Below are 11,686 nucleotides of genomic sequence, written 5' to 3' on the forward strand. Positions count from 1 at the left end.
GATGAAGTGGTTTTCGAGTTTGAAACCTGTTGGGTGCGAATATCAGCAAATACGCGTATGCTCGACGGTCCAATGGCATACCGGTCCATGAAATTCATGCGGGCATGGGAGGTTTTCTATGGCGCTGGACCTGACGAACGAAAGATCTGGGAATTCGCAGACGACTGAAGGGCCCCATGCTGAAGAGCGGCAGGGCGTGGTCGCCGCCGCGGTCTACGAAAACGGCGTGCGTATTCAGGACATTCACGTGGAAGATGCCGGCAAATGGCGAAGCCGCCCCGGCACCGTCATCTGGATCGGCCTCCACGAACCGGATGCGGCACTGCTCCGGCAGGTGCAACGTGAATTCGATCTGCATGATCTCGCGATCGAAGACGCCTGCAAGGCGCACCAACGGCCGAAACTGGAGATTTACGGCGATTCGATCTTTGTCGTCGCCCGGACCGCCCACATGGTCGGAGACGAAATCGCTTTCGGGGAAACCCATCTGTTTGTCGGGCGCGGCTATGTCGTGTCGGTTCGCCACGGCGCCTCGACCTCTTACATGGCCGTCCGGCAGCGGTGCGAGGCTTCGCCGGCAGCTCTGGCCCATGGCGAAAACTACATCCTCTATTCGATCCTCGATTTCATCGTCGACAACTACATGCCGGTGATCGAGGCCATTCACGAGGAGGTTGAACGGCTCGAGGATCGCCTGCTTCGCCAACGTCTGGAGAAGGACGATATCGAACGGCTCTATCTGCTCAGGCGCAATCTGCTCCGGCTTCGAAATGCGGCCGTACCATTGGTCGACGTCTGCCGGCGGCACGAGCATGTCGATTTGCCCGGCATGGACGCGGCGTTGCAGCCGCTCTTTCGCGACGTGACCGATCATGTCCGCCGCGTGCAGGAAGATATCGATGCCCTGCGCGAGGTTCTGGCCTTCACGTTCGAAGCGAGCCTGATGATGGGGCAGTCGGAGCAAACGGAGATCTCCCGCAAGCTGGCGTCCTGGGCGGCCATTCTGGCGGTGCCGACGGCAATTGCCGGGATCTATGGGATGAACTTCGACGACATGCCCGAGCTGAAATTCCGCTACGGCTACTTCGTCGTGCTGGCGGTGATCATCGGGCTGTGCCTGACGCTTTTTCGCTTCTTCCGCCGCGCCAGATGGCTGTGAAAGTCGGTTGCGCGGCTAGAACAGGCGCAGCCCTTTCAGGCTGACATGGCCATCCTTGCCGATGATGATGTGATCGTGCACGGCGATGCCCAGCGGCTTGGCCGTCTCGACGATCAGCTTGGTCATGTCGATGTCCGCGCGGGACGGTGTCGGGTCACCGGAAGGATGGTTATGCGCAAGGATAAGCGCTGTCGCCGATAGTTCGAGCGCGCGCTTGACCACTTCGCGCGGATAGACCGGGGTATGGTCGATGGTACCGGTCTGCTGGACCTCATCGGCGATCAAGGTATTGCGCTTGTCGAGAAACAGGATGCGGAACTGTTCCTTAGTCTCGTAGGCCATGGCCGCATGGCAATACTCGATCACAGCCGACCAGGAGGAGAGAATGTGCTTCTTGCGCAGATCGCTCTTCAGCGTCCGGTGGCCGATCGTTGAGACAAGCTTCAGGTCGAGCGCCACCGCTTCGCCGACACCCTTGACTTCCTGCAGCAAGGCGAGCGGCGCGCCGAACACGCCGGCAAGCGTACCGAAGCGCGTCAGCAGCGCCTTGGCGATCGGCTTGGTGTCCTTGCGCGGGATCAGCCGAAACAAGAGCATTTCCAGGATTTCGTAGTCGGCAAGCGCGCCATCGCCGTGCTCGCGATACCGGGTGCGAAGCCGGTCGCGATGACCGAGGTAGTGCGCCTCGGTGGTCGCGGCATTCGTTTCGGGTGCAGCAGGAGCCTGCGGCAGGAGATCTGCAAAAAACGATCGTTCATCCGCCGGCTGCGTCGCGTCGCCTACGGATGAACGGGTGTTTTTCGTCATGCAGCGCCCATGGCGGCCATATCAGGCTTGAAGAGGCCGGCCGGGGAGAGGGTAAAGATCTCACAGCCGTCAGCCGTCACGCCGACCGTATGTTCGTATTGTGCCGAGAGAGAGCGGTCACGGGTGACCGCCGTCCAGCCATCGGCCAGCACCTTCACGTGTGGCCGGCCGAGATTGATCATCGGCTCAATGGTGAAGATCATGCCTTCGCGCAGTTCCGGCCCTTCGTTGGCGCGGCCGTAATGCAGGATGTTCGGGGCATCGTGAAACAGCCGGCCGACGCCGTGTCCGCAGAAGTCGCGCACGACCGAGCACCGTTCGGCTTCCGCATAGGTCTGGATCGCTTCGCCGATCGCGCCGGTGCGCGAGCCGGGGCGCACGGCCGCAATGCCGCGCATCAGACACTCGTGCGTGACATCAAGAAGGCGTTCGGCAGCGCGTTTGATCTCGCCGACCGGATACATGCGGCTGGAATCGCCGTGCCAGCCATCGATTACATAGGTGACGTCGATGTTGACGATATCGCCGTCGCGAAGCGGCTTGTCGTTGGGAATGCCGTGGCAGACCACATGGTTGATCGAGGTGCAGGACGATTTGGTGTAGCCGCGGTAATTCAGCGTCGCGGGAAGCGCGCCATTGTCCATGCCGAATTCGAAGACGAAGCGATCGATCTCTTCGGTCGTCACACCCGGTCGCACACGCGATACCAGCTCGTCGAGGCAACGCGCCGTCACCTGACAGGCTTTGCGCATGCCCTCAAACCCCTCCGGTCCGTAGAGGCGGATGACGCCGGTGTTTTTGTGGGGCGAAGACCCCGCCTCGATGTAAGTCACCATTCCAGAACTTTCAGTTGTTTCCTGCTTGATTTCATAATGCAGCAGGGGCCGTCTCGTCCACTGCCGCGCACCAAGAGGAACTGATACACGGCCCGGAGCTCAGATTTTGGCGCGTCGTGCCTTCGCCTGGCTCGTCATCAAGCCTACCGCGGAACAATGCCTGCGCCTATCCGCAGATTGTTGCAGGTTGGCGCGGGATTGGCGACAAAGGATTGGCCCGGCAGCACCGCTCAGGCTGAGTTGCGTAGTGTGCCGACATTCGTGTCGTCGACGGCGATCATACCAATAGGCGCGATCTCGGTCGGCGATATCAGGCATTTCACCGCATAGGCCTCGACACCGCGTGCCATGGCACGGTCGAAGGCCGCGGCATATGCGGGATCATAGTCGCGGCAGATCCTCAGGCTGTCACAATCGCTGCGTTGCACGAGATAGACCATGATCGCCCGATGGCCGGCCTCAACCATGTCGCCCAGTTCTTCCAGGTGTTTTGCGCCGCGCGTGGTGGGACTGTCGGGAAACTCGGCCACGCCGCGGATCCGACTGAAATGCACATTCTTGACCTCGACATAAGCGGAGCCGCGGACCGGATCGCTGAGCAGGATATCGATGCGCGAGTTGCGCCCGTACTTCTGCTCGCGGGAAAGCGACGGATAACCATGGAGATCGGAAATCAAGCCGAGGCGAATGGCTTCTTCCGCCAGGCGATTGGGCAGGCCGGTGTTGATGCCGACGAGCGTGTCATCGGCCTCGACGATCTCCAGCATCCGCCGGTACTTTCGTGTCGGGCTGTCATGTTCCGACATCCAGATCCGCGAACCCGGCGTCGTCAGCCCGCGCATCGACCCGGTGTTGGGGCAGGAACCCGTCAAAGCCGTGCCGTCCATAAGAGTGGCGTCGAACAGAAAGCGTTTGTAGCGCTGCACGAGCGTGGCGGGCACGAGTGGCCGATCGAAAATCAAAGTCTATTCCACACTTTTGTCAGGCGCGAGCGCGCACGTAGGAGCCGGGTGCCTCTTCCAGCGTGTTGAGCTGGCCGCCGGGCTTGCGCGCCGGCACGCGCTTCTTGTCGAGTTTTTCGATCCACTGGTGCCAGTGCGGCCACCAGGACCCTGGCGTTTCCTTGGCCGTCTTGACCCAATCGTCGTACTCGCCCTTGGGCGGACCGCCGGTCCAGAACTGGTACTTGCCCTTATCAGGCGGGTTGACGACGCCGGCGATGTGGCCGGAGCCGGAGAGCACGTACGTAACCTTGCCGCCGAACGACGAGGAGCCGAGGAAGACCGAGCGCGGCGGGGCGATATGGTCTTCCTTCGTGGCGAGGTTGTAGATCGGGATCTTGACGTCGCCGAGCGACACTTGCTTGCCGGCCAGCATCATCTCGCCCTTCGACAGCCGGTTCTCCAGATAGCAGTTGCGCAGGTAGAACGAGTGGTTGGCCGCCGGCATTCGGGTCGAATCGGAGTTCCAGTAAAGCAGGTCGAAGGGCAGGGGCTCCTGACCCTTGAGATAGTTGTTGACGAAGTAGGGCCAGATCAGTTCGGAAGCGCGCAGCATGTTGAAGGCGGTTGCCATCTTCGAACCGTCGAGATAGCCGGTGACCTGCATGTTGGCTTCCATCTGGCTGATCTGATCTTCATCGACGAAGACCTTGAGATCGCCTGCGTGGGTGAAATCGACCTGGGTGGTAAAGAGCGTCGCCGAGCGAATGCGCTCGTCACCCTCTGCGGCATGAAGCGCAAGTGTAGCGGCCAGCAGGGTGCCGCCGACGCAATAGCCGATGGCATTGACGTCCCGCTCGCCGGTCGCCTGTTCGACGGTGTCGAGCGCAAAGCCGATGCCTTCGCGCGCATAGGCTTCCCAATCCTTGGCCGCGTGCCGCTCGTCCGGGTTGACCCAGGAAATGACGAAGACCGTGTGTCCCTGGTCTACTGCCCATTTGATGAAGGATTTTTGCGGGTTGAGATCGAGCACGTAGAACTTGTTGATCCAGGGGGGGCAGATCAACAGTGGGCGCTTGAGCACCGTTTCCGTCGACGCTTCGTACTGGATGACCTGACAGACGTCGCTCTGCGCGACAACCTTGCCGGGGGTGATGGCGATGTTTTCGCCGATGGCGAACTTGCTGGTATCGGTCTGGCGCATCTTCAGATCGCCGCGGCCGGCCACCACATCCTCGGCAAACATCTGCATGCCCTTGACGAGATTGGCGCCGCTGGTGGCGACCGTCTCCCGATAGAGTTGAGGATTGGTGGTGATGAAATTGGTCGGCGACAGCGCGCTCGAAATCTGCCGGACGTAGAAGGCGGCCTTGTGCTTGGTGTGATCGTCGAGGCCCTCGGCGTCGCGCACCATCTTGTCGGCCCAGTCGGACGTGATGAAATAGGCCTGCCGGACAAAATCGAAGAAGGGGTTCTTGACCCAGTCCTCATCGGTAAAGCGCTTGTCGGCGCGCAGCGGGGGCGCCGGATCACCATCGGTACCGGACATGCGGTTGATGCTGCGCGACCACATCTCGAAGAAGCTGCCCATGAGATGGGTCTGCGCTTCGAGTGTGCGGCGCGGATCGGAAAGCCAATACTCGGAAACCCGCGACAGAGTCTTGACCATGTCGGTGACGGGTTCGGCGAAGACGTCGGATTTCTCACCGGTCTCGCGCGGCGCAAGCCAGGCGGAAGCCGCCTTGCCGAGCTGTTCCATCGCGCGGGCAAGGTTGACCGCGAGGCCTTCCGGATCCTTGACGATGTAGGGTTCAACGGACTTTGGGTCGAAGCCAGCAAAGCCGTCCTTGCCGGCGTGGCCTTCGGCATTCCTGTCTGCTGTCACCCGGTTTCCTCCACAGCATCTTGTTTGTTTTGTATTTTTACATTCTGCCCGAAAATGATTACAAGGGCTAGCGCATCGTCGCGCCACGATAACAGAGGTCTTTGTCAGTATGTTCGCCGTCGGAAAACAGCGCTCCATCACCTGGGTTGCCGGGATCATTCTCCTGGGCACGCTTGCGGGCTGCAACACCCAGAAGACCCCGTTCGAAAACTATCCCTCCGTCTACGGTCAGAAGCCGGCCGCGACACAGCAGATGACCAACGAGGAAGCCGCCGATATGCAGGCGCGGTTGAGCTCGCTCGGTGCCGCGCGCAAATCCGGTTCCATCTCGGAAGCTGAGTATCAGCGTCGCATGAAGGAAATGCGTACGCTTGCCGAAGACCACGGCTCCGACACGCTGAAACAGATCACGAATTAGCACTTGCGTTTCGGGTGATTTGGACGCAAAGCGTTCAATGGCCGCAGTGACGGCCGTTCACCAAAGCGCATGTTTTCGCGACGGCCAACCGCTGGCGGAGACGTGCGCCAAACGAGGTTTGGAGATGGAAGAGTTTCACAAAGTCCGGCGTTTGCCGCCTTATGTTTTCGAACAGGTCAACCGTTTGAAAGCAAGCGCGCGAGCGGCCGGTGCTGACATCATCGACCTCGGCATGGGCAATCCGGATCTTCCCACTCCACAGTCGATTGTCGACAAGCTCTGCGAGGCCGTTCAGGACCCGCGCACGCATCGTTATTCGTCGTCGAAGGGCATTCCCGGGCTGCGTCGTGCCCAGGCCGCCTATTACGCCCGCCGTTTCGGCGTCAAACTGAACCCGGACACGCAAGTCGTCGCCACCCTTGGCTCGAAGGAAGGCTTCGCCAATATGGCGCAGGCGATCACCGCACCCGGCGACGTCATCCTGTGCCCCAATCCGACTTATCCGATCCATGCCTTCGGCTTCCTGATGGCAGGCGGCGTCATCCGCTCGATCTCGGTCGAGCCCGACGACACCTTCTTCGGACCACTGGAACGCGCCGTTCGCCATTCGATCCCGAAGCCGCTGGCGCTGATCCTCAACTATCCGTCGAACCCGACGGCGCAGGTCGCCACGCTCGATTTCTACAAGGAAGTCGTGGCGTTCGCGAAGAAGCACGACATCATCGTGCTCTCGGATCTGGCCTATTCGGAAATCTACTTCAACGACGCACCGCCGCCGTCCGTGCTCGAAGTGCCAGGCGCGATCGACGTGACGGTCGAGTTCACCTCGATGTCGAAGACATTCTCCATGCCCGGCTGGCGCATGGGTTTTGCCGTTGGCAACGAACGGCTGATCGCAGCGCTGACGCGGGTGAAGTCCTATCTCGACTACGGTGCGTTCACGCCAATTCAGGTTGCCGCCACCCAAGCGCTCAACGGTGACGGCAGCGACATCGCCGAAGTCCGCAACATCTACAAGCGTCGCCGCGACGTGATGGTCGAAAGTTTCGGCAAGGCCGGTTTCGAGGTGCCCCCGCCGGCAGCCACGATGTTTGCCTGGGCGAAGATTCCTGAGAAGTTCCGTCATCTCGGATCGCTTGAGTTCTCCAAGCTGCTGGTCGAAAAGGCCGATGTGGCCGTGGCACCTGGTATCGGCTTTGGCGAGCAGGGCGACGACTACGTGCGTCTGGCGCTCGTCGAAAACGAACACCGGATCAGGCAGGCGGCCCGCAATATCAAGAAATTCCTGTCCACGGCTGACGAGACGATGCACAACGTCATCTCGCTCAACGCGCACCGGTAAAAGATGGGGGCGTGCGGCAAGCACGCCCCTTCCACCACGGCCCCGCCGTTCTGGCGGGGCGCCTTCACATGTTAGGAAATGGCTATGGCAGATGCCCTCAAAATTGGCATTGCGGGCTTGGGTACCGTCGGTGCCTCGCTCGTGCGGATCCTCCAGGATCGTCGCGAGATGCTGGCAACGACATGTGGCAGGGCAATCGAGATTACAGCCGTCACGGCGCGTGACCGCTCCAAGGATCGTGGCGTCGACATTTCAAACGCGGCGTGGTTCGACGACGCGGTTTCGCTCGCGGCCAATGCAGACATCGATGTCTTCATCGAGCTGATGGGCGGCTCCGGCGACCCTGCTTATGCCGCCGTGAAGACGGCGCTTGGCCGTGGCATCCATGTCGTCACCGCCAACAAGGCGCTGCTGGCAGCCCACGGCATCGAGCTTGCAGCTATTGCGGAGAACAAGGGCGCGCTGCTCAACTACGAAGCGGCGGTGGCCGGCGGCATCCCCGTCATCAAGGCGCTGCGCGAGTCCATGACCGGAAATACGATCTCACGCGTTTACGGGATCATGAACGGCACCTGCAACTACATCCTGACGAAGATGGAAAAGGAAGGGCTGTCCTTCGAGGCCTGCCTGAAGGAAGCCCAGCGGCTCGGCTATGCGGAGGCGGACCCGGCTTTCGACATCGAAGGCAATGATACGGCGCACAAGCTGTCGATCCTGACGAGCCTTGCTTTCGGCACGGCAATTGCTGCCGACGACATCTATCTCGAGGGCATCACCAATATCTCCATCGACGATATCAATGCCGCGGCCGATCTCGGCTACCGCATCAAGCTTCTCGGTGTCGCCCAACGCACCGAAAGCGGAATCGAGCAGCGCGTGCACCCGACGATGGTTCCCTATGATTCGGTGATTGCCCAGGTCGATGGCGTCACCAATGCGGTCGCGATCGAATCCGATATTCTCGGCGAACTGCTGATGGTCGGCCCCGGCGCCGGCGGCAACGCCACGGCATCTGCCGTTCTCGGTGATATCGCCGATATCGCCAAGAGCCGCCCCGGCGCACAGCACGTGCCGGCATTCGGCCGTCCGACCAATGCGCTGCTTCCCTACAAGCGCGCCCAGATCCAGAGCCACGAAGGCGGTTATTTCATCCGCCTGAAGGTCGTCGATCGCACCGGCGTGTTTGCAAGCATCGCATCGCGCATGGCCGAAAACGGCATCTCGCTGGAATCGATCATGCAGCATTCCAAGCACCCGAAGGAATCGGACGAGCCGCAAACGATCATTCTCGTGACGCACGCGACCGCCGAGCATTCGGTGCGCGATGCGATCGTTGCGATCAAGAGCGAGGGCTATCTGGTCGGAGAACCACAGGTTATCCGCATCGAGCGGCCGAAGGCGGCCTAAGTCCTGGCGCAAAACTGTTGAGAAAGGGCCCCATCGACCACAGGCGTCGGTGGGGCCTTTTTCATAGCGGGTTTTGCTGGTGCGCGACGTTCGCTAAGAACGAAGAGAGTATGGGCAGGTAGGCAGCATGGAAGAACCGGTAGATCCGATACAGCGAGCATTCCTTGGCGTGGAGCGATCGGTCAGCGGTCAGCGCTGGGTGTCGCGCCTCGATCAGGCCGGCCAGAACCGGGCGCTGGCGATCAGTCAGGTGCACGGCTATTCCGATCTGCTTGGCCGTGTGCTGGCCGGGCGCGGCGTTTCGCTCGACGATGCCGCAACCTTTCTCGACCCGACGCTTCGCGCGCTGATGCCGGATCCCGATACCTTGACCGATTGCCGCAAGGCGGCTGAACGTTTGGCACTGGCGATCTCCAGACGCGAGAAGGTCGTCGTTTTCGGAGATTATGACGTCGACGGCGCCGCCTCGTCGGCGTTGATGGCGCGCTTTCTCATGCATTTCGGGCTCGAGGCCGAAATCTACATTCCCGACCGGATATTCGAAGGCTACGGCCCCAACCCACAGGCGATCGAGCAGCTGATCGACAATGGGGCGAAGCTCATCGTGACGGTCGACTGTGGCTCGACCAGCCATGAATCGCTTGCTGTTGCCGCAAAGCGCGGCATCGACGTTGTCGTCATCGACCATCACCAGGTCGGCGCGACGCTGCCGCCGTGCCATGCGCTCGTCAACCCCAACCGTGAGGACGATCTCTCCGGCCAGGGACACCTTTGCGCCGCCGGCGTCGTCTATCTCGTGCTCGTCAACACGGTGCGCGTGCTGCGTGCCACCGGTGACGCTCGCGTCGCATCCTTCGATCTGCTGGCGCAGCTTGATCTCGTGGCGCTTGCGACGGTGTGTGACGTGGTGCCGCTCAAGGGGCTCAACCGTGCCTATGTCGTCAAGGGACTGATTGCAGCGCGACACATGGGCAATGTCGGGCTGGCAGCGCTGTTGCGCAAGGCGGCCATCGGCGGCCCGGTAACGCCCTATCATCTCGGCTTTCTGGTCGGGCCGCGCATCAATGCCGGCGGACGCATCGGCGATGCGGCTCTCGGTAGCCGGCTGCTGACCATGGAAGACAGTTCAGCCGCAGAGACAATCGCGGCCCGGCTCGACGAGCTCAACCGCGAACGGCAGGCGATGGAAGCCGCAATGTTGGCCGAGGCAGAAGCGGAAGTTCTGGCCGAATACGGCACGGGCGAGGGCGCCTCGGTGATCGTGACGGCGCGGGAGAACTGGCACCCGGGCATCGTCGGGCTGATTGCAGCAAGGATCAAAGAAAAGTTCCGCCGTCCCACCTTTGCCATTGCCTTCGATCCGAATGGTCGCGGCACGGGATCCGGCCGGTCGATCGCCGGCTTCGATATGGGCAAGATGGTTCGTGCCGCCGTCGATGGCGGATTGTTGGTGAAGGGCGGCGGCCACGCTATGGCGGCAGGCCTGACGGTCGAGCGGCCGAACCTCGGCCGGTTGCGGCAATTCTTCGAGGAGAAAGCCGAGGCGGCGGTACGTGACCTCGTTGCGGTGCAGACACTCAAGGTCGATGGTGCGCTTGGTGCGTCGGGCGCAACGTTGGAACTGATCGATCTCTTGGAGCAGGCAGGTCCCTATGGCTCCGCCCATCCACAGCCGGTCTTTGCCTTCCCGTCGCATCGGCTGCGAGACTGCCGGCAGGTCGGGGCCAACCATATCAAGGTGACGCTTGAGGGGCAGGATGGTAGCCGCCTCGACGGCATTGCGTTTAGGGCCGTGGAGACGCCGCTCGGCGACTTCCTGTTTGCCAGCCGCGGTGCATCAATCCACGTTGCCGGCTCGGTTTCGGCCGATCTCTGGCAGGGCCAGCGTCGCGTCCAGCTGCGCGTCAGTGACGCTGCCAAGGCATTCTAGCCGGCAAGCCTGCGCGCGAACCTCGATGTCTCACGATCTGCGATGCTGCTTGAACGGCACTGTTTTCCGCCGGCATGATACTGCCTGGTGGCCGTGAGGGTCCGGGATGGCCGGGCGAGGGTGCACTTTGTCTGCCGGGATGGAGTATGGACGTTTGGTGCCCTGCAATGGCCGTCAGATCAAATCGTAGCGATGTCAGGGAAAGATCACAGTGGCACGCCCTAGGGGAGTCGAACCCCTCTTCCCAGAATGAAAATCTGGTGTCCTAACCGATAGACGAAGGGCGCACTTGCTGTGTGGCCGTCTTATAGTCAGCACTCTTTCCGGCTGCAAGCGCTAATATCGATTTTTTCAAGGTTTTCTGTGAAAAATGCTGGGAGAATCAAAGGCTAAGAATGCGACGCTCATCGTCGAAGCGAAGAGGTGTATGGTGGCCGCAATCGGGCCAAATCGGAAATGAGAATGGTGGTGAAGAGGGTCACAGTGGCACGCCCTAGGGGAGTCGAACCCCTCTTCCCAGAATGAAAATCTGGTGTCCTAACCGATAGACGAAGGGCGCACTTGCTGTGTGGGCGCCTTATAGTCAGCGCCATTGTAGACTGCAAGCGCTAATCTGAAAATTCGCGTGCTTTTCCTGTGAAAAAAATCGGAAAACCTGCGGTGAGCTTGCCGTGCCAAAGAGGGGGGCGCTTCAACGAGCGAGCGTCGAGCTCTCGACGCAAAACCGCCGGTCTCGAACAAGGAAATCATGTAGGGGATAGGGTCACAGTGGCACGCCCTAGGGGAGTCGAACCCCTCTTCCCAGAATGAAAATCTGGTGTCCTAACCGATAGACGAAGGGCGCACTTGCTGTGTGGGCGTCTTATAGTCAGGCGTTTTGATTACCGCAAGCGGCAATTTTCATTTTTCTGTAAAAAATGCACAGGTTGGGGAAAATACAGAGCGCCTGTGGATTAGCTCA

The 11,686-nt window shown here is 60.9% G+C and carries 9 protein-coding genes and 3 tRNA genes; 5 read left to right on the forward strand and 7 right to left on the reverse strand.

The window, feature by feature from the left end:
• The first annotated feature begins 118 nt into the window (after window positions 1–118).
• Window positions 119–1,159 carry a magnesium and cobalt transport protein CorA gene (locus AC1Q80_RS07010; protein WP_173419896.1) on the forward strand — a complete coding sequence of 347 codons (1,041 nt, stop codon included), beginning with the start codon at window positions 119–121 and terminating at the stop codon, window positions 1,157–1,159.
• 15 nt (window positions 1,160–1,174) lie between these two features.
• Here AC1Q80_RS07010 and radC read toward each other — a convergent pair whose 3' ends face one another.
• The 4 genes from radC to phaC all read right to left on the reverse strand — a co-directional run bounded on the left by radC (window position 1,175) and on the right by phaC (window position 5,628).
• A complete protein-coding gene (radC, locus tag AC1Q80_RS07015; protein WP_492359997.1) occupies window positions 1,175–1,966 on the reverse strand; it encodes a RadC family protein in 792 nt (263 codons plus the stop codon).
• Window positions 1,963–2,802 (reverse strand): type I methionyl aminopeptidase, encoded by an 840-nt coding sequence (gene map / locus AC1Q80_RS07020; protein WP_492359998.1) that lies wholly within the window; start codon window positions 2,800–2,802, stop codon window positions 1,963–1,965. Before map ends, radC begins: the two co-directional genes overlap by 4 nt.
• Before the next feature lie 230 nt (window positions 2,803–3,032).
• Window positions 3,033–3,764, reverse strand: a complete 732-nt coding sequence (sfsA, locus tag AC1Q80_RS07025) for a DNA/RNA nuclease SfsA (RefSeq protein WP_492359999.1) — start codon at window positions 3,762–3,764, stop codon at window positions 3,033–3,035.
• 19 nt (window positions 3,765–3,783) lie between these two features.
• Window positions 3,784–5,628, reverse strand: a complete 1,845-nt coding sequence (phaC, locus tag AC1Q80_RS07030; protein WP_345791005.1) for a poly(3-hydroxyalkanoate) polymerase subunit PhaC — start codon at window positions 5,626–5,628, stop codon at window positions 3,784–3,786.
• A gap of 109 nt (window positions 5,629–5,737) precedes the next feature.
• On the opposite strand from phaC, the gene AC1Q80_RS07035 reads away from it, so the two are divergent.
• The 4 genes from AC1Q80_RS07035 to recJ all read left to right on the forward strand — a co-directional run bounded on the left by AC1Q80_RS07035 (window position 5,738) and on the right by recJ (window position 10,725).
• Entirely contained in the window at window positions 5,738–6,046 is a 309-nt protein-coding gene (locus tag AC1Q80_RS07035) for an SHOCT domain-containing protein (protein ID WP_173419901.1), read from the forward strand.
• A 124-nt stretch (window positions 6,047–6,170) separates the two neighbouring features.
• Window positions 6,171–7,388, forward strand: coding sequence for an LL-diaminopimelate aminotransferase (locus AC1Q80_RS07040; protein WP_173419902.1), 1,218 nt, complete (start codon window positions 6,171–6,173; stop codon window positions 7,386–7,388).
• Between the two features lie 84 nt (window positions 7,389–7,472).
• Window positions 7,473–8,795 (forward strand): homoserine dehydrogenase, encoded by a 1,323-nt coding sequence (locus tag AC1Q80_RS07045; RefSeq protein WP_173419903.1) that lies wholly within the window; start codon window positions 7,473–7,475, stop codon window positions 8,793–8,795.
• Window positions 8,796–8,922: 127 nt separating this feature from the next.
• Entirely contained in the window at window positions 8,923–10,725 is a 1,803-nt protein-coding gene (recJ, locus tag AC1Q80_RS07050; protein WP_492360000.1) for a single-stranded-DNA-specific exonuclease RecJ, read from the forward strand.
• A gap of 212 nt (window positions 10,726–10,937) precedes the next feature.
• On the opposite strand, the gene AC1Q80_RS07055 is transcribed toward recJ, so the two are convergent.
• The 3 genes from AC1Q80_RS07055 to AC1Q80_RS07065 all read right to left on the reverse strand — a co-directional run bounded on the left by AC1Q80_RS07055 (window position 10,938) and on the right by AC1Q80_RS07065 (window position 11,569).
• Window positions 10,938–11,012 (reverse strand) — tRNA-Glu (locus AC1Q80_RS07055).
• A gap of 197 nt (window positions 11,013–11,209) precedes the next feature.
• Window positions 11,210–11,284 (reverse strand) — tRNA-Glu (locus AC1Q80_RS07060).
• Window positions 11,285–11,494: 210 nt separating this feature from the next.
• A tRNA-Glu gene (locus AC1Q80_RS07065) sits at window positions 11,495–11,569 on the reverse strand.
• Window positions 11,570–11,686: the final 117 nt, after the last annotated feature.

The sequence above is a fragment of the Ensifer sp. GW823-FHT05D09 genome (genome assembly GCF_058795755.1).